The sequence below is a fragment of the Actinomadura sp. 6N118 genome, from assembly GCF_044326415.1.
GTDB lineage: Bacteria > Actinomycetota > Actinomycetes > Streptosporangiales > Streptosporangiaceae > Spirillospora.
Genome location: NZ_JBIRAZ010000008.1, coordinates 22,786 through 47,481 on the forward strand (window position 1 = coordinate 22,786; position 24,696 = coordinate 47,481).

General features: G+C 65.5%; 22 protein-coding genes. 1 reads left to right on the top strand and 21 read right to left on the bottom strand.

The genetic code is table 11. The annotated features are described in order from the left end of the window. Positions 1–41 precede the first annotated feature (41 nt). The 21 genes from ACH34W_RS21570 to ACH34W_RS21670 form a co-directional block, all read right to left on the bottom strand. A complete protein-coding gene (locus tag ACH34W_RS21570; protein ID WP_395962747.1) occupies positions 42–2,393 on the bottom strand; it encodes a BTAD domain-containing putative transcriptional regulator in 2,352 nt (783 codons plus the stop codon). Positions 2,394–3,442: 1,049 nt separating this feature from the next. After that, positions 3,443–3,916: a pilus assembly protein TadG-related protein gene (locus tag ACH34W_RS21575; protein ID WP_395962748.1), complete on the bottom strand. Its 474-nt coding sequence runs from the start codon at positions 3,914–3,916 to the stop codon at positions 3,443–3,445. After that, positions 3,913–4,398: a TadE family protein gene (locus ACH34W_RS21580; protein WP_395962749.1), complete on the bottom strand. Its 486-nt coding sequence runs from the start codon at positions 4,396–4,398 to the stop codon at positions 3,913–3,915. Before ACH34W_RS21580 ends, ACH34W_RS21575 begins: the two co-directional genes overlap by 4 nt. Then, on the bottom strand, positions 4,395–4,754 hold the full coding sequence (locus tag ACH34W_RS21585) for a TadE/TadG family type IV pilus assembly protein (RefSeq protein WP_395962750.1): 360 nt from the start codon (positions 4,752–4,754) through the stop codon (positions 4,395–4,397). The genes ACH34W_RS21580 and ACH34W_RS21585 overlap by 4 nt, the downstream gene beginning before the upstream one ends. 65 nt (positions 4,755–4,819) lie before the next feature. Next, positions 4,820–5,032, bottom strand: a complete 213-nt coding sequence (locus ACH34W_RS21590; RefSeq protein ID WP_395962751.1) for a hypothetical protein — start codon at positions 5,030–5,032, stop codon at positions 4,820–4,822. A gap of 42 nt (positions 5,033–5,074) precedes the next feature. Continuing rightward, a complete protein-coding gene (locus ACH34W_RS21595; RefSeq protein WP_395962753.1) occupies positions 5,075–5,965 on the bottom strand; it encodes a type II secretion system F family protein in 891 nt (296 codons plus the stop codon). Continuing rightward, complete coding sequence (locus tag ACH34W_RS21600; protein ID WP_395962754.1) at positions 5,962–6,846, bottom strand: type II secretion system F family protein; 885 nt, start codon at positions 6,844–6,846, stop codon at positions 5,962–5,964. The genes ACH34W_RS21595 and ACH34W_RS21600 overlap by 4 nt, the downstream gene beginning before the upstream one ends. After that, entirely contained in the window at positions 6,843–8,024 is a 1,182-nt protein-coding gene (locus tag ACH34W_RS21605; RefSeq protein WP_395962755.1) for a CpaF family protein, read from the bottom strand. Before ACH34W_RS21605 ends, ACH34W_RS21600 begins: the two co-directional genes overlap by 4 nt. A gap of 281 nt (positions 8,025–8,305) precedes the next feature. Next, complete coding sequence (locus tag ACH34W_RS21610; RefSeq protein WP_395962756.1) at positions 8,306–9,151, bottom strand: hypothetical protein; 846 nt, start codon at positions 9,149–9,151, stop codon at positions 8,306–8,308. Continuing rightward, entirely contained in the window at positions 9,151–9,852 is a 702-nt protein-coding gene (locus ACH34W_RS21615) for an SAF domain-containing protein (protein WP_395962757.1), read from the bottom strand. The genes ACH34W_RS21610 and ACH34W_RS21615 overlap by 1 nt, the downstream gene beginning before the upstream one ends. Positions 9,853–9,896: 44 nt before the next feature. After that, a complete protein-coding gene (locus ACH34W_RS21620; RefSeq protein WP_395962758.1) occupies positions 9,897–10,466 on the bottom strand; it encodes a hypothetical protein in 570 nt (189 codons plus the stop codon). Between the two features lie 230 nt (positions 10,467–10,696). Beyond that, positions 10,697–11,170 carry a hypothetical protein gene (locus tag ACH34W_RS21625; protein WP_395962760.1) on the bottom strand — a complete coding sequence of 158 codons (474 nt, stop codon included), beginning with the start codon at positions 11,168–11,170 and terminating at the stop codon, positions 10,697–10,699. A gap of 1,505 nt (positions 11,171–12,675) precedes the next feature. Beyond that, positions 12,676–14,124 (bottom strand): hypothetical protein, encoded by a 1,449-nt coding sequence (locus ACH34W_RS21630; RefSeq protein WP_395962761.1) that lies wholly within the window; start codon positions 14,122–14,124, stop codon positions 12,676–12,678. Next, positions 14,121–16,469 (bottom strand): type IV secretion system protein, encoded by a 2,349-nt coding sequence (locus ACH34W_RS21635; protein WP_395962762.1) that lies wholly within the window; start codon positions 16,467–16,469, stop codon positions 14,121–14,123. Before ACH34W_RS21635 ends, ACH34W_RS21630 begins: the two co-directional genes overlap by 4 nt. Continuing rightward, a complete protein-coding gene (locus ACH34W_RS21640; RefSeq protein WP_395962764.1) occupies positions 16,466–18,928 on the bottom strand; it encodes an ATP-binding protein in 2,463 nt (820 codons plus the stop codon). Before ACH34W_RS21640 ends, ACH34W_RS21635 begins: the two co-directional genes overlap by 4 nt. Positions 18,929–19,071: 143 nt before the next feature. Beyond that, positions 19,072–19,785, bottom strand: a complete 714-nt coding sequence (locus ACH34W_RS21645) for a hypothetical protein (RefSeq protein ID WP_395962765.1) — start codon at positions 19,783–19,785, stop codon at positions 19,072–19,074. Beyond that, positions 19,782–20,111: a hypothetical protein gene (locus ACH34W_RS21650; protein WP_395962766.1), complete on the bottom strand. Its 330-nt coding sequence runs from the start codon at positions 20,109–20,111 to the stop codon at positions 19,782–19,784. Before ACH34W_RS21650 ends, ACH34W_RS21645 begins: the two co-directional genes overlap by 4 nt. 1,188 nt (positions 20,112–21,299) lie before the next feature. Beyond that, positions 21,300–21,551, bottom strand: a complete 252-nt coding sequence (locus tag ACH34W_RS21655) for a hypothetical protein (RefSeq protein ID WP_395962767.1) — start codon at positions 21,549–21,551, stop codon at positions 21,300–21,302. Positions 21,552–21,694: 143 nt separating this feature from the next. After that, positions 21,695–22,543, bottom strand: a complete 849-nt coding sequence (locus ACH34W_RS21660) for a hypothetical protein (protein WP_395962768.1) — start codon at positions 22,541–22,543, stop codon at positions 21,695–21,697. A 601-nt stretch (positions 22,544–23,144) separates the two neighbouring features. Next, positions 23,145–23,339, bottom strand: a complete 195-nt coding sequence (locus ACH34W_RS21665; protein WP_395962769.1) for a DUF397 domain-containing protein — start codon at positions 23,337–23,339, stop codon at positions 23,145–23,147. Continuing rightward, positions 23,330–24,139, bottom strand: a complete 810-nt coding sequence (locus ACH34W_RS21670; RefSeq protein WP_395962770.1) for a helix-turn-helix domain-containing protein — start codon at positions 24,137–24,139, stop codon at positions 23,330–23,332. The genes ACH34W_RS21665 and ACH34W_RS21670 overlap by 10 nt, the downstream gene beginning before the upstream one ends. 137 nt (positions 24,140–24,276) lie before the next feature. Between ACH34W_RS21670 and ACH34W_RS21675 the strand changes: the two genes are divergently transcribed. Beyond that, positions 24,277–24,672 carry an ATP-binding protein gene (locus tag ACH34W_RS21675; RefSeq protein ID WP_395962771.1) on the top strand — a complete coding sequence of 132 codons (396 nt, stop codon included), beginning with the start codon at positions 24,277–24,279 and terminating at the stop codon, positions 24,670–24,672. The last annotated feature ends 24 nt before the right edge of the window (positions 24,673–24,696 follow it).

The window sequence follows — 24,696 nt, forward strand, 5'->3', positions numbered from 1 at the left end:
GAGGCGCCCTGAAACCGCAGTCATAGCGATAGCGACCAGCTTCAGCCTGAACCAACGCGGCGCCGCGCAGGACGCAGCTGTTCGAGGAGCTGTGCCGTCTCCGGCTCCATCTCCAACTCCAGCTCGTAGAGGATGAGGATCAACCGTTCTACGGCCTCATCGATGCCCGCCATATTGCCTGCGCGATGCTCGGCACGAATGAGGTCGCGGAAGAGCAACTCGGAGCCGGGCTCGATCTCCAGCCCCTTGGCTATGGCGGTGCGGGCGGCAGGAGCGTTTCCGGTTTCCGTCAGGGTGACAGCCAGAGCGTGGGTCACATCGACGATCACAGAGATCATCAGTTGCTTGACATGCTCGGCCCATACGTACGACGACGGGCCTGAACCCGCGAACGGCTGTCCACGGACGATGCTCAGTGCGGCCTGCAGATCCTTGACGGCACGGAGCCGGTCACCAGCCACGCGATGGGCAAGACCGCGTCGACCCAAGGCCTGGAAACGATCCCAATCGCAGCGCACTCCTGACAGCGTGTAGAGCCGACCTTGAGTTTGGGTCGGAACATAGAGACGGCCCTGGCTGTCACGGCCGAACCAGGTCCGCAGCCGTGACATGTTGCTCGCGCGGGTCGATTGAGACCAAGGGCCGCGTGGACCGCCGAGCGCACGGCTAACCTCTTCAGCGCTGCAGCCAGATTTAAGGTGAAGGAACGCGGCCAGTTCAGGGAGTAGGTTGCGCTTGCCGACCTCCACATCGTTGACGTCGCGGCCAGCGATCTCTACCCGCCCTAGGACTCTGATCTCGGGGGCGTCAGGGTCGAGATGCAGCAGGTCCGCGGCATCTTCGCGATCCCATGCCGGAGAGGTCGTCCCGGCTGCAGCAGCAGACGAGTCCTTCCGCGCCTCGTCGACGTGGCCAGCGGTGCTGCCGGGGATGTGGCTGCGGGTTTCCAGCTCAGCTATCAGCCGCGCCGCCTGCGCGTAGGGAATCCGCAAGCCTCGCTGGAGCGTGAACGCGTCGGCTGATGGTGTGCTCATCACTATTTCGGCGGCCACGTCGATGAGATCAGAGTCAGGCCCACCGGGGGCGAGCGGCTCACCCGCTACACGAAGATCTCCGGTATCGATTGATTCAGAAACCGATGCGCCGTGTGCCGCGTCGGTCACGTCCTGGGTGGCGTCGGACGACTGGACAGAGAACGGCGGCGGGTTCGGCCGCGTTGGAGTCTCGGCACTCCAGCCAACAGGATCGGGCTCAGGCGGGACATCCCGCCAGGCCGGGTCCGGAACGCTGTTGTCATCGCTCGCGGTCGCCAGATCATCGAGAAGTTGGTGGAACTGGTCAGCGGTGACGCGCTGCAGCGTGAGACTGCCGAGTGGCTCGACATGAACGGTCTGGTCCGGAGTGGCGTCGAGACGCCAACGTCCTGGGAGAGGTGAGTCTCCGCCGGCGGCCACCACTGCCGCGAGATTGCTGGATGCGCCACCGGTAACCAGAGCGCTAAGGCGAGCGACCTCGTCGGGAGTAAACGGGGTAGACGACAGGATTATCTGGGGAGTCCAGGCGTCGTCGGCGACGTGATCGGTGCGGGCCTGGCGGACGGACTCGACGTCTGCGTCTGCTAGCACGTCGGCTACCTCGCGGGCTCGAGCTTCGAAATCAACCAGGACCTGGTCCAGGTCGCTGACATAGCGCAGCCGTCCAGTGCCCAACACGTGTGGGAGTTCCTCGGCGAAGGCGACGCATGTGACCTGGATGTGATCCGCCCACGGACAGGTCGCCATCTCCAGCGCGAGCCCAGTGAGAACTTCGCAGATATGGCCTCTCTCGCCGGTGAGCGTGATGGCTCCAGCTGCCTCCAGGTCGATCAGGATGTGGTTGAAATCGGCGTCGACGCCCAGTGTGACCAACGAGGGATAGGGCGCTGGGATGTCGCTAAGGGTCTCAGAGGTGAGCAGAGCGTCGCTGGTTCGATCAAGGTTCCACACCTGCCGCCCCGTGTCCGCGGCGAAGGGAGGTATCGGGTCCGCGGGTTCCGCAAGCAGTAGCTCCACAGCTGTGCCTGTAACACGGGCACCATGAAGCGCAGGCAGCACGCCTCCGGTTTCACCCAACCGTGCGGAGAGCGACCGCACAGCGGTGTCCAGTAGTTGCACCGAGGCGGGCTCTTCATAGGCGCGCAAATCCATCTCGGTGTCACTCATGGCTTCGGGCAGCCGGATCCGATGGCCAGGGCGCCGTCGACGCTGTTGGGTGATCCGTTTGAGAGCTAGTAGTGACAACAGCCCAGCGGCGGTCAGCGCGCTATATCCGGCAATGGTCGGCGCGGAGACTCCTTCGTCGGCATCTTCCGCCCCTTGCGGGGCTGCCGAAGTGGCACCACTCGGCACCTGCATGGATGGCGGCGAGGTTGGGGTCGTGGGACGAGCGGACGGTGGAGTGACACTCAATGTCGGAGTCGATTGCACCGTAGGGCCTTGCCTGGGCTGGTGCTGGCCAGCGCCCGGCGACGACTGACTGGGGGGCGCGGGCACGACAGAGCCACCCTGAGTCGGCGCAGGCGTCGGCGCCTGGGTGGCAGGAGGTGTGGATGCCTTGCCAGACTGCTCTGGTAGTTGTGCGGGTTGCGTCGGCGTAGGCCGGACGGATGGGCTCTGCGGAGGAGCTGATCGCGGCGGATGCGTTTGAGGTGGCGGAACTCGAGACTGCGCCGATCCGGCGCTTTCCGGGATGAAGAGCCGTTGCCCGGGGTAGATCAGATCTGGATCTGTGAGCTGTGGACGCTCCTTAGGCTGTTCCAGATTCTTACTTGCCCGATAGATGAAGCGGTAGCGATCTCCCTTGCCGTATTCGTCTTCGGCGATATCCCAGAGCGTGTCACCTCTCTTGACAATGCGCGTGTGGCCCTGTTTCTCCGTGACGGACGAAGGAAGCTGTCCCTGACTCGCTGCAGTCTGGGCAGCAGCCGCGTGAGGCGTCAGGGCAGGCGACAAGTTGGGCGCGATGGCTGCGGTAGCGTGCGTAAACGGGGCAGTTGCATAGTGGGTACTCGGAGTGGCTGGAGTGGCAGCCATTGCAGCAGGAGTGCCGACCCCGAATGCGATCAGCAGCATTGCAACCAGCCGCGCGACTGGGCGTTGAATCGAGCCCATCCCAGGCAGGCGCGGTGCTTGGCGTCCACGCACTTGGGCGGCAAACTCGACCAAGACGCTCGTGGTGAATACCGCCCACGCCCCCCATGCGAGCACGGTGACTGCGCCCAGGAACAGGGTTCCGTCATCGCGTCGGGAGAGTGTGGCGATGAAGTCCGCGAGGTTCGGCACGCTGGTCGGCAGTGGGGAAATGGCCTGCAGCAGCCACGGGATTCCGCCGAGGACCGCGGCCAATACCAACAGGGCCACAAGGCCGCGCAACAGGCGGGTGGTGCGGTGAACAAGGGATGCGCTCATCGTCCCGGTCCTTCCACGCCGGAAAGCAGGTCGGCGGTTGCGGTGCGGGTGACCCGCATGGATCCGATACCGACCAGGGACAGCACCCTGGTGGGTTTGCCCACGGTCACCGTCACGCGGATCTGATGCGGGCCGGTGGCCGACACGGTTCCGGTGTGGCCGCTGGACTGCAGGTAGGCGGAGGCGGCGCGGATCGCACCTGTCCGGTCGACAACGATCCGTCCGCCTGCGTAAGCGCGGTCCCGGTCGATGATGCCGGCGCCAGCGCGGGCGGCCTCTTCAGCCACGCTGCTCGCTTGCTGCCCGGCGCGGAGCTTGGCTCCGCCGTCGAGTACCAGCCCGAACATCATGATGAGCGTCAACCCGAACACCATGCCGACCAGGGTGTAGGAGCCGCGATCATCGCCGGGTGCCCAGCGCTGGCCGAGCCATGCCAGCCGCCGAGCTGGGTGCCAGGTCGCCAGGATCATCCTCTGCCTCTGTAGGGATCGATTGGGGAGGTCATGGATGCGCGCAGGTGGCGGCCGCCGGGCATGCCGGGGACGGTGAGGTCGGCCAGGCGGACCGTGCATGACACCTCGACGCGGACGGAAGCGGTGGTGCCGGGCGCGCGGCCGAATCCGGAGGTGTCGACCGCGACTGCGGGCGTGCATTTGAGGCCCTGATGTTGCAGGGAGGCGTGGGCGCTGGACAGCGCGTTGGCGCGGGCTTCGCTGGGCGTGCGGGCGATGCTGGCCTGGCGCGCTCCGTCGCGGGCGGCGGCCTCCATTGCTCCGCCGGCGTCCATCACCCGGCCGGCCGCGATGATCAACGCGAAGAGGGAGATCAATACGGGCCCGATGACGGCCAGTTCAAGCGTGGCCGCGCCGCGGTCGCCACCGAAGCCGTGGATCCTGCCGGTAAGTCGACGGGTGGGTTGCCGGGGCGAGCAAGGCCGGAGCGATGCGGTCATCTGGCCGCCCCTGGCGTGGTCCAACGCTCCTTGGGTCCGCGAGCCTCCCGCGAAATGTTGATGTTCAGGCCGGGCACGAAGGAGGGGACACGGCCAGTGACGCGCACCACGATGGTCTGGTCGGCGCCTTCGCTGACCTGTGCGCCGGGAGCGTTCAGATGCGCACCGCCGACCTGGGTGGCGTAGCTCATCGCAGCGCTCTGGCCGGCGCCGGGCGAGCCGTGCTGGGCACGGGCGGCACGCAGCCCTTCTTGGGCCGAAGCCAGTGCGGCTTGTCGTGCCATGTACCAAAGGCCGCCTTGCCAGCACGCGGCGATCACCAGCAGGAACGTGGCAGCGGTGACGATGAACTCCAAGGTTGTGGCACCGCGATCCGAATTCAGTCGTCCGGCGCACCAGGGGGTGATGTCCGGGCGCTGTGTCAGCCGAGTTTGGCCATGTACTCGCGGACCTTCGTGCTGAAGACTGCCATCACGGTCACTGCCAGCCCGAACGCGACTGCGGCGATTACGATGTATTCCAGAGTGTTGGACCCGCGGTCGCGGGAGCCTTGTTCGCTGTGTGCCTGGCGCCAGCGTTCGGCCAGCAGAGATACCAGGTACTGGGTCTCGGCGGGCCAGTTCAGCGGGTGCATCGTTCTCCCTTGTGGTGGGGGCTGGGTGACTCCGTCGGCGGGTCATGGGTTGACCATCGTGTACATGACTGGGAAGGCCAGCAGCAGGAGGAATCCCATGCCTAGCAATGCGATGGGAATGACCATGGTGGTGGTGTGGGAGTTGGCGGCGGTGCGGGCGTCTGACAGCTGCTGCTGCCGCATTGAGTCGGCCTTGGCGCGTAGCGTTTCGAGGATCTTGGTTCCTTCGCCAGCAGCTAGCTGAGCCATCTGGGCGAGGTCTTCGAGTTCGACGACGTCGATCTCCGCGCCGAGGGCGGCCAGACCTTCCCACGGGGGCTGCTGGGCGCGGCGGGCTCGCTGCAGGACTGTGTTGATGCGCTGGAACACCCAGGCGTCGGAGATCTCGGCGGCCGTCTCGAGGGCCTGGTTGGGGGCGGCGCCGGCGGCGCGCTCGAGGGTGACCTGGTCCAGGTAGGCGGTGAGCAGGCGGCGGAAGTCTGTGCGACGTTCGGCGGCGTCCACCCGCACGGCCATGTCGGGGGCGAAGAACAAAGCGGCGGCCAGGACGAGCGAAGCGATCGCGGGCACTTCGATCGGCACCGGCATCTGGGCACCGGCGGCGAAGGCCAGCATGGGCAGCATCGCGGGTAGCGCCAAACCGAGCAGCAGGCAGCCGATCTTGTTGAGAACGAACCGTTCGCTAGTCTGGCCGAGAATAGCCAGGTCTTTGCGCGGGATCGGCAACCCGCCCGGCCCCGTCAGCCGCGCCGCCAGGCGACCTGCGGCCACCTGCAGCGGAGTGCTAGGCGTCGCCGGGGTGTCAGGGTCGGGTTCGTGGGCGTCCAGTTGCGTCAGGGCCGCATCCAGCCGTGGTGGCGCGGGCCGCAGTTCGGCGATCAGGATGAACAGGCCCAGCCCGATGAGGGCTCCGGCGATCACGGTGAGGGTCATCGGGTGACCTCCGGCGGCGGTGGGGTGCTGCTGCCGAGCAGGCGAGGTTCGCTTTGGCCGCGGCCCAGCCGGTAGATCCAGGTCAGCCCGGCCGCATAGAGGCCGGCCACGACCGCCATGGCCATCTGCCCGGCCGGGGTGCCGAACGGTGCCGAGTAGGACTGCCGCAATGACACGAACACGGTGTAGCCGACCAGGAAGATGACCACCCAGCGAAGGGTGGTGCGGTGTTCAGCGCGAGAGGCGTCGATCTCGCGGCGGGAGGTGACGTCCTTGGCGACCAGTTCCGACAGCTCTGTCAGCACCAGCCGCACGCCTGGCCCGCGGCGGGAGGCGGCCAGGATCAGCGCGGCGGCGATCCGGTCGGCGACCGGGTCAGACAGTTCGTCGGCCCACAGCCGTATCGCCCGGTCGGTCGGCATCCGGGATCGGATCCTGCCAGCGAGGGCCCGTACTTGTTCGGCGATCGGTTCGGGCGGCTTTCGGGCGCTGGCGATGATGGCGTCCTCGAGGGCGCGAGAGGCGCCGAGCACGTCGGCCAGCCGACGGGTCCACTGCTCCAGCGCCTCGAGCCGGTCGATGCGCTGTTGAGCCGGCCGTTTGGACAGCACTACCGGCAGGGCGATGGAGCCGGCCAGGGTAGCGACCGCAGCGACCGGCCATCCGGTGAATCCCAGCACCAAAATCGCGGCGGCGATGCCGACCATGACGCGGCGGCGGCGCTGCGGCGCAAATGCCGCCCTGGCCAGCTCCAGAAGCCGAGACGGCGGCTGAGCCGGGGGGCCCTCTTGCCCCGGCGCGGGCCGACGGAAGGCTGCGGCCACGCACACCAGCCCTGCGGCGATCAGGGCGCCGGTGACCGCGGCGAGCATCGCGGTCATGACGCGCCTGCCCAGAGCCCGTTGCGGTAGCCCAGCACGCTGGCGTCAAAGCCCGCGTCGATCAGGTCGGGCAGGCATTGCGGCGTGGTTCCTGGCACGGCGCGACCGTCGGGTCCGGGGTTGTAGACGTGGTTGACGGCGGGCCGGTCGGTGTCGGCAGGCGGCAGCACCTCGAGCACCTGGCTGACGAACCGGGTCGCGCCCGCGCGGCGGATATGCACGACCAGGTCTATCGACATGCCGACCATGAGGTGGATGGCGTGGGTGGGCATGGCTACCCCGCCGCGCAGGGCCAGGACCAGGATCCGGTTGAAAGCGTCTTCGCCGGAGTTGGCGTGGAGAGTGCAAAACGAACCCTCGTGGCCGCTTTGCATCGCTTCCAGCATCGGCAGAATTTCGGTGGAGCGAACTTCGCCGACGATGATGCGGCGGGGGTTGTGCCGGAGGCATTGCGGGATGAGGTCGTGCAGGGTGAGGGAGCCGTGGCCTTCGCTGTTGGCCTGACGTGCCTCGAATGCGATCACGTCGCGGTGCCGGTGCGGCAGCCGGTGCAGAAACAGTTCGAAGTCTGATTCCAGGGTGGCGATGCGTTCGGCGGGGTCGATGCAGGCGGTCAGCGCCCGCACGAAGGTGGTCTTGCCGGAGCTGGTGCCTCCGGTGACCACGATGTTCTTGCGGGCACGGACGGCGGCGGCGAAGAACGCGGCCAGGCCGTGATCGACGGTGCCGCGGCTGAGCAGGTCGTCCATGCCGATGTCGACCAGTCTGTGACATCGGATCGAAGCGTAAGGGCGGGGGGTGACCGACATCGATGCCGACAGCCGCGCCCCTTCGGCCTCCTGCAGCGCGGTGTTGAGCAGCGGGATCGCTACGGAAAACTCGCGGGCGGTGCTGCCCTGCCTGCTCCATAGCCGGACCTTCTCGATGAGTTCTTCGTCGGTGGCGGCGGCGGCGGGGCCGGCTTCGCGACGGCCGTCGGCGTAGTCGACCCACACTTGGTCGCAGCCGTTGATGTCGATGTTCTCGACCGTGGGATCTTTCAGCAGCACCTGTAGTGGCCCGAGCCCGAACAGCTCGTCCAGCACTGCGGCTACCAGCCGCTCTTGCATGTGCGCAGAGGGGGTGAGCCCGTCGGGGGTCAGCCGTTCCACGATGCGGCGCTGCACCTCGGCCGCCACCCGGGTGCGGGTTTGTTCGCGGTCGGTGTCGCTCTCCAGTCGCTCGACTACAGCCTGCAGCACGTCGCGGACTACGGTGCGGAAGACTTCCTCGTTGGTCGTCGGCGAGATTGTGTCGGCGGGGGTCGTGCCCGCAGTCAGCGCGGCGGTGTTGAGGAACCACGGCGCCCGCGGGGGTCCGGCACCTCCGCCCCGTCCGCTTCCGGAGCTGGTCCTTGGGGCACCGTTCGCACCGGGCACTGGGCTGCCGCTGGTGGGCGGCCAAGAGGAGTACGGGGAGGTCACCGTGCACCCCCAGCAATCATGTTCTGGGTGGGTGACTGTCTGGGCGGTTTGTCGAGCCTGCCTGGGCCGCGCTGGGCGCCATGCTGCGGGACCTGTACGGAGGCGATGATGGAACGTTGCATGCCCTTGGCGGCCAGCGCGGCCTCGCGCAGCAGCGGCGCAGTGGTGAAGCCGCGGCCGGGTTTGCTGCCGTGCACCAGGACGGCGGCTGACTTGCGGTCGGCGGGCAGACGGATCACCGTCGCGAACGGGCCCAGGCCAGCGCGTTCGCTGGCGATGTCGCGGGGGTCGTATTCGCCGTCGCCGACCAGGCACAGCCCGATCGGGAGGGTGTCGGCCAGCGCCTCCCGGAGTTTGGTGAGCCGCGGCTTGGCAGCCGCGATCTGCTCGAACGTAGGCCGCATCACCATCAGCAGCAGGTCGGCGCGCCGCACCAGCGGGAAGGGCAGGTCCACGTGCACCGCGCCGATGTCAGCGATCACGTCGCCTGGCAATGCGGCGAACAGGTCGCCGATCTGTTCCCACATGGCTTCATCGATGGGCCAGAACGGGTCGCGCAGCCCGGGCAACAGCCGCCGGTCGCCAGTCTCGTCCAAGGCGACGATCTGGTTGCCTAGGTCCGCCAAAGCGGCCTGCTGGCCGTGCCGGGTGGCCAGAGCAAGCTGCCAGAGGCCGCGATCCAGCGCGGACAGGCGACCCTGAAAGTAGCCAGCCAGCAGGTGCCCGCCAGCAGGGCTGCATTCTGCCAGCAGCACCGGCTGCGGCCACGCCAAAGTGAGCGCGAACGCAGTGGTGGTTACGCCCGGCGAGTTCCCTGGCGACACCAGGGCGATCACCGCCATCACGGCCTCCGGGGGGTGAGGTTCAAGGCGACCCGGCCAGCTGCTGCCTGCCGGGCCAAGTCAGGCCCAGCGGACTCAGGAACCAGTAGGTCGACCACGACCTTGCCGTCGGCGTCGGGCTTGCCGACCTGGTCCACAGTCGCCACCACACCCGGGCCGGTGGCCTCGGGTTTGGCGGGCACCGCAGCCTGGCCGCCCTGGCCCTGGATGCCTTGGGTGATGACCACTAGCACCTGACTGCCAGGGATAAGGCCACGCGCGGGAATCTGGCTTGGCAACAGCGGCACCGCCACCAACTGCTGCCCGGCGGCCGGCGTCTGCGCGCCGGTCAGCTGTGAGGCCGCCAGCAGCGTGCCTCGCTGCAGGTCCACCTTGGCCAGCTTGCCGGGCAGGTCTCGCAACTGACTGCCCGGGATGGTCTGCACCCCGCTCTCGGCCGCGATCATCGTGGTGCCGACGTCGGCAACGGTCAGCGGCGTTCCGATCGGCACATTTCGCAGCATCACCACCACCGACGACCGATGCGAGGTCGACGACTGGATGTACACCGCCAGCAGCGCCCCTACCGCGACCAACAGCACCGCCAAAGCCAGCATGCCGCGGCGCCGCTGCCGCGGCAGCCGTGGCGGAGCCGCAGGCCGATCCGTCACCGCGCGGCCGGCCTCGGCCGACGCGGCGCCGACCGGCTGCTCGAACGACACTCCCCCAGTTCGCGCCACCCTCATACTCCGCTCGTGTCGTGCTGTCAGTTCAGGCTCTGACCTTCGGCAACCCGGACCCCGAAGGATGTGGACATAGACAGCGGAGGCAGCGAACCACCCAGCCCGCCCGCGCCTCGCCAGGTCGCGGTCCACTCCACCGATACCGTCATCGTGTAAGTGCCACCGGGCTGCAGCGCCGAGGACTGTAGATAGGTGTGCGAGCAGTCAGTGCGCTGCGCACTGGCAGGTTTGCCCGGGTGATACGCAGTGCCCGGCCCCGCGCATTCAACGCCCGGCTGCCCCGCTCCCGGCTGGATAGTGATCTTCTGAGGCGTGGCGATCACCTCCACCCACACGCTGCCCTGGCTGGCGCGCTTGGTGATCGGACGCCATTGGCTGGCGGGCACCCACACCCAATGGGGCAGGAACACCACGCCTTGCTTGCCACGCGGTGGGGCGGTCTTGGCCGCCGGAACGGGCAGCCGGAGCTGCGCCAGGGCACGCTGCGCCAACTGTTGCGGTGTCACCTGCGGCGCTTCTTGCGGGCCATTAAGGTCATCAGGAATGCCGCACTGAGGGTTGGTCAGCGGATCACAGTTCCCGGCGCCGTCCAAGCCGCGGCGCCTGCCTGCGCTTCCAGAGCCCTCCGAACCGCCACCGGAATTGCCGCCGCTCCGACTCCCCTTGCCGCCGGGCCTCCCAACTCCTGCCTCCCATCCCTTGAAGCCGGGGTCGACGTTGCCGTGCCCGTCGATTCCGGGATCAGGATCAAGGCGGACCGTTGAGCTTACCTCCGCCGCGGAGGGCTGCCCGACCGCAGCGACGGCTGTCAGTGCAGAAAGGATCACTGTCCCGAGCAGGCTGATCGATCGGGTTTGAGACCGCTCAGACGCCACTGTCCGTCACTCCCTCGCTGCAACTCTGCCCTGAATCCTTGCTTAGGGCCGCCGCGGGTATTGGGGATCAGCTTCTTTGTGGAGGCATCGGCAAGACCGGCCTGACGGGCGTCCTGGCAGTCCTTGAGGGTCGCTGCACTGCCGACGATCTCAATTTTGCCGATGTGGAGTACAGGCCCGCTCCCCCACGGCTCCCGCCCATTTGCCTTGGCCATGCGGGCGTTTTTCACCTGGAACTTCAGGTAGTCCCCGGTGGCGTATCGGGCCAGGGTCGGTTCAATCTGCTCAAATGCGCCTGTCAGAGCCTGACGTCCATTGGGCCAGAACGCTGTGTAGGCAGCCCTGATCGCTTCTTCCGGAGTTGCTGGAGATGATGCGGGAGCCGACGAGGTTGGGGTGGCGCTTCCTGAAGGCAGTGGCACTTTCTTGTCTCCGTCACCGCATCCCGCCAAGGCCAGTCCTGCCCCTGCGGCGACCGCGCCAACGACCATCCGACCGGACGAGTTGATGGGGATCCACCGACGGTGCGCACGCGCCCTGGGCGTCACAGGCATCCCAGCCCTCTCCCTGTTCGCTTTTGTGGGGAACCACTCTGTTCGCTCAGGTCAGGGCTTGACAAGTCCTGAGTCTCGGCGTGCACTTCACAGTTGAGATGCCCACCAACTCCCAACCAACCTCCCGACCTGGACAATCTCGACAAATACCCACAGCAGAGGTGGTGCAGCCATGACCGGACGGAGAAGATAACGATTGAATAACCGTCCATCGCACCCCCTCGGACTCACGCTCAACCAATGAGCGATCATCCGATGAAGACGTTCCAGCTCGTGAATCGTGACCGCGACACGGACCTCACACGGTACGAGCAACAAATCTGCAGCTCAGCGCCAAATCGACACCCGTCCAGCTACCCCATCCAGACCCACGGCTCCCCCAACGCGCTAGCCACCGCACTTACGGATCGCATCCCGGCACCAATTAGGGGCGGCCATTAATACACGGCATCTCTAGCCAAAGTTGCTGCCCTCCCGGGCAGCAACGCAGAGGCCACTGGAACCATCACGGCCACCGCCACGATCCTGCCTGTGACTCGCCTCAGTCAGACTTCGTAGACGTTCGCCCAGCTGAATCAGCAACACACCGGGATGACCAGCTCGCGTGAACGAGCACACCCGAATGATGATCGGCCCACCAGAAGGCAAGACCGACCCACCGCACCTCGCCCACGCGAACAGACGGTTCTGCAGCACCAGTGGGAAACACCGCGCCACCCAGCCGCCCCAGCAGCCGAGTCACCCCTTCTCAGACGTGGCGTGGGCCCGTGGATACCAGCGCAATCCATCCCAGCTGAGTCGAACGCGGGCTCGCTGCTCGTTCAGCTGCACTCCCTGAGGGTCACGTCCAGCCCAGAGCAAGAGGGCAACGATTTCACCGCCGTCGGCGTCAACTCGGCGGGCCAACCCCGCCTGCAAGCGGACCCCGGCGAAACCGGTGCGCGGTGGATCACCGGAGAAGTACGTAGGCCATTGCTTACGTCCTTGCCCAGTGAGGTCGGCACGTACAACTTGCCAAGCCAGGGCTACCAGGGCGCTCTCTTGGGCAGGTGGCAAGTCAGCCGGTTGGGGTTCGGTGAGTTCCAAACCTCGTTGCAGCTCCCGGTCCGGCAGATCGGTGTCCGCCCGCCAGCTCTGTTCACGCCCGACCGGAGTGGCTTCCTCAGCAGGGTTATTTCGAAATGGTTGCCCCGCAGGGCCAGAAGGTTGCACAACCGGACGTGACGGCAGGCTCGTTGTCCGCCCACCGTCAAAGACGAGAGCCAACCCAAGCGTGGCGAACGCAACTGAAAGTGCGATCAGTCCCGGAACACTTGTTAGTATCCTGGCGCCGGCAGCGTTCTTCTGTCGTCCTTTCCGCCGAGTGACCATCGCTAGCGCTCGACCGAGATGTGTAGGTGGTCGAAATGGTTCTGGGTGAGGCTGCCACGATTTCCCATCGGGCGCCACCCTTCCCCTGCGCGGTGAATGTTCCAGATGCGCTGTTTCCAGATGACGTACTTGATGCCGAGGCGTTGTGCATTCGCCGTGGCAAACGCGGCCACTTGGTCGCCATGCGCCAGTCGCTGCGGGCTGGGCATCTGACCGGCCGTGCTTTCCATGAAGTCGCAAGCCCTTCCGACACCGTGGTCCTGGGGGTCGCCAGGGCGGAAGCAGCCGATTACCGGAAAGGGCCCGAAGGCGTTGTCAATGGAAATCAGAGTGGTCCGCATGGTGGAGGTCATTGTGTTACCGGTGATTTTGGATCTACCGCCGCCACCAGGAATGAGCGGCTCAGATGGTGTCGGACTGAGCCGTGCATAAGCGGCAGCCTGGTCCATAACCTTGCGGGCATACCAGTCCGCGTTGTTATAGCGGCGCAATGCGCGGTAGAGCTGGGACGGGTCAGCGAGATCGGTGTCGCCGCCTCCGCAAAGCTTGAAGGCTGCCGACAGCGCGGCGTCGTAGTAGTTCTGTGGGTCGGCCCTCCCATCGCCGTTGCCATCATGGCCCTCGGTTTTCCAGGTGCCAGGCAAGAACTGCATCGGGCCGACGGCACGGTCATAGACGGAATCGCTGTCCAGCTTGCCGTCGTCGGTGTCGTAGTGAGGGGTGCGGTTACCGCCGATACCGCGGCCGTTCAGGGGCGGGCCTGTGAACGGCGGCTTGACATCTCCGTTGGAGGCGATGGTGCGCCCCTGGGCATGATCGGATTCAATCTTGCCGAGGGCGGCCAGCAGATACCACGTCACACCAGTACAGCGGGGTGCTCGCTGCGGCATGACGGTGGCGGCGCGGTTGTAAGCGTCCAGCGCAACCGGCGGTATCCCTGGAACGGTCGCTGGGGCCGCTCCGTTGGCTCCGGGCGCACCAGCCAGCGATGACAGGATCGCTGCGACTGTGACGATGAGGAAGAGGATGCCCAAGGCGACGGGTGCTGCCAGCCAGACCAGAGCCTTGGCAATCCTCCGCCAGCCAATCTTCTTGGCCGCCCACAGCCCGGCCTCGACTCCAGCCTGGACCGCCAGGGTTACTCCGGCGCTGGCGGTCGCGCCTGCTGCGCTGGCGCCGCCCTTGACGCCCTGGATGGCAGCCTGTTTGCCCGCCTGCGCAACGACTTGCTTGCCAGCGTGTTTGCCTGCCTGCTTGCCCAGTTGCTGGCCGGCTCGTACCGCCGTCTGCTGCGTGGCCTTACTGGCGAACTGTTTGGTGGCCTGTTCGCGAACCTGTTTACCTGCGCGTCTGCCGATTTCTCTCGTTGCCCGCTTGCCCGCACCCTTGGCGATCTGCCTGGCGTGCCGCTGACGGGGCGAAACTGGTTCGGACTCTGGCGGCGCGGTCATGGCAGATCTCCGGACCCGCGACCTTCATTCGGAGGCGGGGCCTGACCACCGCGATGTTGGGCACGGGCACGGCGACGATTGTCCAGGTGCTCTCGCCACCTGGCCTGCGCCGCGGAGGGGCCAGCCCCGCTGTCCTCGCTCGGCTCGGCCGACTCCCAGGAACGAGACGGGCGTGCGCCTCCGGTGGCCTGACGGGCCGCCCAAGCAAACCCGCGCCTTGTGTTGTTGGCGTATTCAGTGGCATAGCTGGCCACCTTTTCGGCCTTGGCCTTCCCAACCATGCCTGTGGCGTAGGCGGCGTCAGTTGGGAGATTTACGACGTTTGCCAGGTGTTCACGTAGTTGAGCCGCACGTTGGCGCTGCGGAGAGCCTTCCTGAGCGGCTCGAGGCCAGGTGACTGGCGCTCCGGCCGTCCAGGCCATCGCCACCTTGCTGGAGCGGGCGCCGATCGATGCGACCTTTCCAGTTCCCTCTGCGGTTGCTTTGGTGGCGTTGGCAGTGACCTTGGTCGCCTTGGCTGTGCGCCACAGAACCCGGCCTCCCCGTGAACCGTACATCTTCTGCTTGAAGTCACTGGCTCCAAGTTCCCTCTGGTTCCTCCGGGCGGCGGCGTTCTTCTCCGGGTCACCCATCCATGCATTCTTGGCCGCCACGGCCGGCGCGGTAAGCCGATCAATTTCTGCGCGCACACCATGGTAGGTACCGCTGGCTGAGACCGGGCTCACCGCATCAGGGTCTCCGGCGCCAAGCCAGCCCTGGCCTGCCATCCCGTACGCGCCATAACCCCCGTACGCGCCGCCGTACATGCCACCGTAACTCCCGGTTCCACGCGACCCGCCAATTCGGGCCAGCTCCATTCGGCGGGCAATACGATGGCCAGCACGTGTGGAGAACCGCAAGAGTTTGCGATGGTAGACCAGTCCGGCAGCAACGACCAAATCCATAATCGCGAATCGGACTATCATTTTCTGGCCGTCGGTCGACGCCAACATCGCATCGAGAAACTTAGTCATCAGCGGAATGAACACGGCGACAGCGCAGATCACCAAGCCAATCTTGACGAGGCCGCCGATCCACCGCCAAAGTAGACCTCGAGCGCCGCCCGGCAAGATGGCTATCACCGCAACCACGTGACCGAACATCGCATAGAACGCGAGCCCACAGATCGCGATCAGGAGGACTCCCACCATGATCAAGATAAGGACCGTAGCCAGGAGTGCGGCGAACAGGAGAAGGACTGCGCCAAACAGCCGGTCCCATGACGGCGTTTTGTGGTAATCGGACAGATCCTTGCATTCTTTGTACTTCCCCATGAACCAGCCGGGCCCGTCCGACTTCCGTTCGGCGGCCGCAGGGTCGAGGGGATTCTGAAAGGGATTTAGATCACCCAGTTGGCGCTCTGGAGGATCTTTAGTCAACCCATCGACATAGGCGCGTTTGCAAGCATCGGGAACCTTCGGGTTCTCATCTATCACCGTCCCGAATTGCAGCATCTGATGTGGCTTCGCAACAAAGTTATCCAAGATCGTACGCTTGAGGGGTGCGGTGACTTTCTCTGGTTCCTGGCTCCGGGATGCGCCATTTGAGTCAGTGATGGAGGCCAGCGCAAGCGCAGTATCACGGGTCTTGCCCATCATCCCGTCCTCGCCCATTAGCAAATCAACTGGATACAGCAGTGTCGTGGCGGCGATGGCGGAGATGAGGACTGAGAGTCCCAGTTCGCCCCAGCCCCGCGCGTTTCGGCCCCGAAGGATCATGAGCCCGCACCACAGTCCGGCCAGGGTGAGCACGAAGGCTGGAAGCTCCAGCCTGTCAACGACACCCACCTTGTACGCGTTGGCGACATTGCGGGCAGGTTCAAGTAGCTGCTTGGCAGGGCCGAATTCAAAGGCCCAGCCCAGGAGCCAGGCCATCAGACCGATGACCAGTTTGACGAAGCTGAACACCCCGTTGGTCAGGAAGTTCAGGAGCTTCTTGTCCCAGTCCAGCATGCCGCCCGTATCGGCGGTGATCTCATACCGGCTGATCGGGACCTTACTGATCTCTTTGGTGTCGAGCTCGCCAAGCAGTCCCGTACCAGGTTTGGGTGGGTCGTCTTGGCTGGATCCGCCGGAGGGGTTCGGGGAAGGGATTGGAGTTGTGGGCGCTTGAGGGGGGCCAGGTGAGCCAGGGTTGTTGAAACCTGGGCTAGCCGAGCCGGAGGAAGTGGGAGTTGGCTCGGGTGCGGCTTGAGCGGGAACCATCCCGGCGGCGTTGGTGATTGAACCCAGCACTGCGCAGGTCAACGCCACCCACAACAGACGGTGAAGCATCCGCCGTCCCCACATGGCCAGCCGGACCGTCATGGTCTGTGCCCCGCCCTTGGCTTGGTGACCTCTCCGGCTGCCGCCGCCGCTGGCGTGATATCAAGGCGAGTACCTAGTGACGGGGTGGTGAGGATCGAGGTGGCGATCCGTTCCACCGGCGGGATCAAGATTTTGATCTTTCCGGTCCGCCGACGGGTGTCCAGGAACAGCGCCTCCCCCTTGCGCTGCTGGTCCTTGCTCGGCGACAGATTCGTGGTGACCATCTCGATCAGGGCTGGGTCGCCCGGGTCAAGGTTGAGGAACTCCAGGCCCTTGGCTGCCAGCTGGCTGTCACGGTGACGCAACAGAAACCGGTTGGGCAGCAGGCCGCGGATGGTGTCGTTGCCGAAATCTTCAGGGTCGTGTGACCCGAGCAACGCTCCGGCGTCATGTTTACGGCCGTCGCGCACGATCTCTAGGACCAGGTCCTGCCCCTCGGTGGAGTTGGTCAGCCAGTAGCACTCGTCGAAGGCCAAGCCGACGAATTGGCCTGGGTCAGCGAAGGCGACCTCACGGGCGGCGGCGGCGATGACATATAGCACCGACCGGCCTATCAGGGTCTCCAGTGGTTGGCGCTGCATGTGATATTCGGAGGTGAAGACCTCCTTCTTGGGCAAGGTCAGCCCGGCTGTGTGGAAGACACAGAAGTCGCCGTCCAGTCTTAGCGGCGGTAGATCCCCGAAGACCATCTGGGCGAGGGGGTCGGCGGCTACGACCCGTAGCAGATCGGCTAGTTCGGCAGCATGCTCGCCGCGACGAGTCGCATGTTCAGTCTTCGCGAGAGCCTGTAGCTCAGAGATGACACCGCGCATGTGTGGGCGAGAGGACATAGCGACCGCGTCGACCGCCTGGGCGAGGGCGAGGCCGCCCGGCGACATGGGCGGCACGCCCAACTGGAGAGTCAGATACGACTTGGCGTACCGAGCGGCGGTTGCGGCGGGAAAGACCCGTAGCGGATCCAGCGTCAGCTGGGCCTGTTCGTCTGCACGGATGACCTGATGGCGACCAGGCGCTGCCTGCTCGGCAAAATGAACCCATTCCCCCATTGGGGTGCGGTCGACGGCGATCACCCGGCCGCCGCGATCTAGCAGACCGATGATGATGCTTTTCAGGAGCACACTCTTGCCTGCGCCCAGTTCTCCGACCACGCCCATAGAGGCAGAGGCGTCCTGGCGAGGGGCGTTGGCCAGATCTAGAAGGACCGGCCGGGCCGACCCGTCGTCAAGACTCAGCCCCAACAGCATCCCTGTTGGGTCCCCGACCTCGCTGCACGCCCAGGGCATTGCCATGGCGAAGTCGGAGGCCAGCTGGTACTGGCGGAACTCGCTCAGTACTGGGGAGGACGCCGAGCCGGGCAGCATGCTGGAGAACAGGGCGCGCTGGGAACCTGTGGGGCGGACCAGTTGATACTCGGCAGCCGACAGCGCAGCCCGCACCACCTCTGCGCGCTGGTCAGCGTCCTCCGGGGTGGTTCCCCAGACACACATGATGGTTGTGGACTGAACTTCCACCTCTGTGGAAGAAGATTGGAGCCGAGCTCGCTCGTCGTCCAGGTCGGTCGCAGCGTCTATCAGACTCTGAGGGATGCCTGCGGTCTCCCCGTCGTACTCTTCGGCCTGCGCAGTCAGTTCTCGGGCCTTGCGGCGAGACTTGGCCTCCGCTTCCGCACTGGAAATGATCTTTAGGCGGCAGGCGTAGTCGACTGGGAAGTCGAATCCGTCAAGATCCGCTAGGTACTCAGAGCCGGGGAAAGTGAACATGGCCGGCATCTCACCTAGTGCCAAGAAGGCCTGGTAGGAAGTGCCGACATCGGATTCAACCTGTAGCCAGCGGCGCCGGAGCGGTGAAAGGCCTCCCGGCTTGCGCCACCAGGGCTGTGGTTTGCTTCCCGTGCTGCTGTCGCGGGGTGGTTGACCGCCCTCCGTGAGACGTACCTGCCCGAAGTGGGCCAGGGACGGTCCGCGCAAGACCTCCCTGACCAGTCGGGATCCACCGTCGCTCGAATCGGCTGCGTCGGCGAGTAGCGGTTCAGCCAAGCCGCGCCGCAACGCGTGAGTGTAGATCCACAGCACTTCCGCAGGAGTGGCGGGGCGCATCGCAGGCTCCATAGTCAGCTGGGATTCCAGCTGTGCCGCTTTGGCCTTGTAGGCGGCCAGATCGCCGGCTGTGACCGGAGGTGGCGCTAGACCAAGCGCATCGGTCAGTGCTGACAGAGCTGAATCAGCGACAGCACGCAGCGCCAGTGCGTGACGATCAGTACCGAGCGGCAAGGCCAACCAGTGAGTGCGCTCGGTGAGGTCGAGAGTGTCCAGCCAATCCAGGGCAGCGTCGGCGACCTCGATCCACTCTGGGCACTGCTCCAACACGACCCCGTCGATCATTCGTTCGACGACCTCGGTTGCGTCCTGCTGGGCGCACAGGCTCAGCAGCATCGGCTCACCGGCCAGGCGTTTCAGCACTGCGGTCGTGGCGGCCAGCAGGTCGGCGCGGGCGCGTGGGGAGGCGTGTGTGTATGAGACCGGGCGCACTCGCCAGATGGCCCAAACGGTGCCTGAGGTCGACCACAGCAAGTTCCCGGCTAGATGCCGGATTGGGACGCGCATCAGGAACTCTCATTTTGGTCGGCCGGGGCAGCAAGGAGGGTTTGCAACGCGGTGGGCGCGGGCCGGGCCGCACCCGAATTCGCGCCTTGTCCGGTGGGTTTGACCGCGTGGTGAGGATGTGGCCGCGCCGCCCGCGTCGGAGCGATTTGGCGCGCCGGGGAGAACTTCACGGGGTGTCTTCCGGCGAGCCGGGCTTCCGAGGCGGACGGCACGGCAGTCTCTGGTGTGACCGTTGTGTCGGGAACCATGGGGGCAGCTTTCGGCGCAGTTTGAACGACGAGGTCCGAATCGGCCGCAACTACGGGTTGAACCGCGGGGAGTGCACTGAGCCGCACCGAGCCCTTGATCCAGCTCGGGCGCGCATCTCGGGCTAGGCGGCCATCAATGCGCCCGCAACGAGGTTCTGCACCAAGAGCTGCGAGGCCAGCCAAGGCCCTCAGCGGGGTCCGGCCTTCGATGGCCGCATGGCGGACAGCCCAGGTGGCCGCGAACGGCATCGTGATCACGATCAGGCCAGCGGCGCCAAGGCGGCTCCACAGCCCGAAGGTCTGAACGAGCAGATACAGGCCGCCGATCAACACACCGAGCTGGGTCGCGGTGTAGGGCCCCAGGGGAATCGTCCACCCCTGGATCTTCCCGATCACCCATGGAAAGCGACGAGCGCGGGTGTACGAGCGCCCGATCTTGACGTGCTGACCGGCGGACTGGCTCATGTCAGAACGCCCGTGTGCTCGGCAGGCATCACGTGGACCACGGGCGCAGGCCGCGGCGCGGGTGCACCATTGATCTCGGATTCGACCTTGTCACTCAGAGATCCGAGCTGGCTGACGACCGCGATCACAATGGCGCCACCTATCCCGGCAACCATTGCTTTCTTCCATGACCTGGCGACAACCCAGGCGACAATCGCGAAGAACACTGCGGCGAGCCAAAGCAGGCCTGGCACAAGGCCTTTGATTTCTCCTTGCTTCATTTGCACCCATTGGATGAGATCTCCGGCGAGGACTCCATCACCCTGGGCGGCTGCTGCTAGCAACATGGCGCTTGGTTTCCTTTCGCTTGTCAGCGTGCTGGTCAGCGGCTCGGACTTACTGATGGCACCTGGCCAGAGGGACCCGGGGCGGGTGACTGGGACGGATTGGGCGCCCTCGGCACCGATGATGAGGGAGATGGCGTCGGAACTTCCGAAGATGGGCTGCCACTACGAGAGCTAGCGCTAGTCGAAGGGGTGGCGGGATAGCGCGAGGTAGCCAGCGTGGGCGCAGGGTCCAGGCTGGAGACCTCCCAGCGGCCCGCCCGGACGGAGACTGTCAGCGCATAGGTCAACGGCCACCGCTGCCCAACGGAATCGGTTACCTCCAGGCGAGCCAGCAGCCGGCTTGTCGTGCCATCGGCAGGGACACTGGAATCCACGCCTGTCAAAGCGCCCGTCAGTGCGACGCCGATCAGATCGATCTGGCGATAGGGCGGTGGTGTTATCGCTTGGAGAGTCTTGCCTGGAGCTAGGTAGCGTGAAAGATCTCCGCTGCCGGTCAGGTAGGCGGCCGCGAACTGGCGAACCGTCTCAGCCAGAGGGCCGCTGCTGATCTGCCGGCTGGCCTCATATGCCAGCTCAGGTGCCAGTGCAGGCTGTGGCGGGGAAACTTCGGCGGGAAGTGCGGCGGCGACATAGGAGACAGGACTTCCTGCTGGACGTGTGCCCCCAGCTGCGGCATCCCCCAACACAACGATCGCCGTGCCGAAATAATGAACCCCGACCGACACAAGGTTCCCTTTCTTGTCCTTTGCGGCAACGTCAGCCGCCACGGTGATGCTCCAGTAACCCGGACTAACTTCTCGGGCGCCGGTTGCAACGGTGCGGGTAGCGGTGCGCTGGCCGACCGGAGCAGACAACGCTGGCGCGAGCGGGTAGAAGGTCTTCAGAGTCGAATCGCCCGAACCGCTCTGCAGGTAGGCAGCGACGTACAACTCGGCAAAACCCGAGGGCCCGACCGCCGAGCGCTGATTCACCTCGGCGATCGATTTGCCTGACGACGAGGCGGGACCGGCGGCAGCGGAGAGCAGGGCCAAAGGCCCGCAGCCCACCAAAGCCCAGAGCCCGACCTTCGCCGCTGCGGTGGCAAGCGCCGCCCGGGGTGGCGGAGCAAGCCACGTCTCGACTGGGACCGCAGCCCCAGAATCAGCCGCGGCCTGAGGACGAGGCCGGCTACGGCGCAGCTTGCCCATCTCATATCTCCATGTTGTGACTGGCGATCACGACTGCGGCCTCGATCTCGGTGACACGCTGTGCAAGAACGTCTTCGCCGCGGAGCGCGAGCCGGTCGAAGGCATCTGCCGCTTTCCAAGCCTCCGACTCGAGATAGGTGGCCATCGCGCGGTAAGCGGCGCGATCGAAGGGAGCGATGATCAGGCGATCGACGATTGGAATCAGCCGGGCATAGGCGACGCCGACCGCTGCCTCATCACCATCAAGCAGCATTGCGCCCCCCAACCAAGGAGCGGCCGGAGAATGGCGGATTGGTGGGGGTCATCTCGTGGGCGCCCTTCTGATTCTGGTTCGGTGGCCTGTCTGCGGATGGAGAAGAGGATTGAGGCATCAAATCGTGACCACTGTGGCGATGACTACTGGTCTGGGGCAGCAACAGCGAGGTAGTCTCTTGCCGCGGCAGCCAGCTTTCGAGTCGCCCGACTGCACCGCTTCTTGATCGCATCAGGGCTCAGGCCCGTGGTGGCGGCTATCTCATGGAGGTCACCGATTTGCTTCCATGAGTGCTGTCTGCCGGGAGCCTCGTGGCCATACCTTGCAACCAGGAGTTCGGCGTCTTGGCCACTGATGATTTGTTGAGCAACCGCCCAGGTCAATAGGTGAGCCAATTCCTCGCTCGCGTTGACTTGGGGCAGCGGCGGAGGGAAGGTCTCGATACCTTCTGACGGAAGTTCCTGCGCCTGCGCAAAGAGTTCCTTGCGCATTGCTCGATGTGCGCCCCAAGCCAGGTAGGGCGGCACATGATGGGTGATGCGCTGCGGGAATGTGCGGATCACGGTGTACATACAGCACACGGCGAGCTGATCACGTTCGTCAATGTCGGGATGCAGCCATCCGTGGGCCCGGGAGATCTGCGCAGCCTTGGGAAGCATCAACTGCAGCACGACTCTGGCTGCCACAGCGGCATCAGGACCAGCAGAACTTGCGCGGCGCACCAACGCGGCCAGGAGGGCATCGACCCGAGCATCCACCGGGCCGGACTTGGCCTGCTCGATGAGCGCGAGGGTCGACAATCCCGCTAGTGCTGGTTCGGACTGTGCCCAAGAGGCAACGATCCTGCCGACCTCGACGTCGCTGCGCAGTTGTGCCCACTCCACGTTCAACTGCGCGAAGACACTGCCGGGTCGCGCCTCCCTCTGTGACCGACTGGGTGCAGCTGTGGCGTCCACCGTCATCTCCTGAAGAATGAGGAAGTTGGTGGACATCACGCTGCAGGGAGGCCCTTGCCCAGGCTCTTGCCCAAACCCTTGCCCATAGGTCACGAAACGATAACACCTGGAAAATCATTACCGCCTGCCCGAGGCGGCTAATCCGACGGCGGTGCAGCACGCGAGATTCACCGCTTCGCGATCGACTCAGCCTGAACTGTTTCACAAGCGGCGTCGCGAAACTGAAGGAAATGGAAGGCCATGGCCAGATCGCTCGCTCGGTGGGGGACCAGCGGAGTTTCCGCAAGACGCGCGAGGACTTGAGCAGCACGTCCGTGTGCTCGCCCGTGGACGTGTGGCCGAGCGTGTGAGCGGTAGGCGTCCTTCTGAGTCAGGCTTGTTCTTCCGTCGACACAAGGTGAGATTTGCCAGCGCCACGGAATCTCCAGCATGGGCAGGGGCCACCGGAGGCCCCTTCCTCAATTGCGGCGTGTCGTCGTTCTGGGCAGCCGGATAAGAACGACTCGCCGCAAGTGAACGAACCTTGCGGGAGGCTCTTCGGCGGAGTGGGGCGGGGTCGTGTGCAGCGGGCCGTCCGGGATGGGGTGGACGGGCCCGCCGCGACGTTGGAGGAGGCGAGGGGAGGGGCGCGGGTAGGTCAGCGGGTCGTGAGGGCGGAATTCACGGCGGTGCGCAGGGCCGCGCGGGTGAGCAGGAGGATAGGACCGTCCGGGTCCTTGCTGTCCCGTACTGCCACCGTCCCGGCCCCGGCCGCCTCCGCCAACTCGACGCACTCAGCCGCATTCGAGCCGCTGTGTGTGCTCTTGCGCCACGCGGCGTTCGTCAGGTCCATATCTCTTCAGCCACCTTTCTGATCAGCTCCCGTGACATGTCTTGTGTGACAGCACGTGCGCGCAGATCGACCAGCGTTCGGGCGAGTACGGAGAGGTCGGCGGGGTCGTCCGTCGTGATCGAGCGTATGGCCGTTTCGGCATACGCGACCTCGCTCCGATCCTCCATGGTCGCGAGCACAAAGGCTCCCATGTTGCCGTCGTGATCGCCGCGGCTCAACACTACTTGAACCGTGACATTGGGCAACATGCTGATCTCGATCAGGTGCTCAAGCTGCTTCTTCATCGTCTCGGCAGTCCCGACCTGGTGGTAGAGCACCTGCTCCTCGATGAGGAAGAGGACGATCGCCGGACCTCGTTCGTCGTCTCTGCTGAGGATGGCTTGGCGGCTGATCCTCAGGTCTGAGGCCTCTTGGTTGCCGTGCACGATCGCGAGAGCGTATTCGGGTGTCTGGGCGAGACCTGGGATCACGGAGTGCTGCCAGCAGATCAGCATCGCCGCGTCGGCCTCGATCTGGGGCCAGTCGAACCAGATCGGGACTGGGTGTCCGTCCTTGTTCAGGTCCTCCCAGAGGTTGATGAGCGCGCCACCGGCCTCCAGATGGTCGTCGACGGTCTCGACGAAGGCTCGGGTGGCACGCCTCTTGCCAGCTTCGATCTTGCTGACCTGAGGTGCGCTGACCTTGGTCAGGTGAGCGATGGTCTCCTGCTTGACCTCCTTGGCCTCCCGCATCCGCCGCACCTGGCGGCCGAAAGCAACGAGAGCGGGGGACTCACGAGGACGCTGCCGACGACGTGGCATCTCTATCTACCTCTCGAGAAACATGCCAATGCAGGGACTCAACATGCCAAACCTTGCCAAACATGCCAGGCATGAAGACTATAGACCGGAAGTTGCGCACTGTGTGTCTCTAAGTACACACAGTGAGGAGATCGTCCATGGGTGAGGCGGCGCGCTACGAGAACGAGGTGGTGGTGAAGCATGACCTCTCGGTCATTGCCGAGGTGCGGCGGTTCGTGCGGCTGGTCACCGGACAATGGGACATAAACGACTTCGTCCCGTGCCTGGTGGCCAGCGAACTCGTCACCAACGCCCTCCGCTACGCCTCCGCGTCCGACGACGTGACATTCCGCATCGGCCGTACCGACGACGGCGCGTTGTGGATGGAGGTCCAGGACGCGACCTGCGATCTCCCCTGCATCCAGCGCGCCGACACCATCAGCGAGGCTGGACGGGGCCTGTTCATCGTCGACCAGCTCTGCCGTTGCTGGGGCGTCCGCCCCCTCGCCGGGCAGGCTGGCAAGGTCGTCTTCGCGGTCCTCAACGCGCCATGAAGACCAGCGGAGGGGCGATCCCCC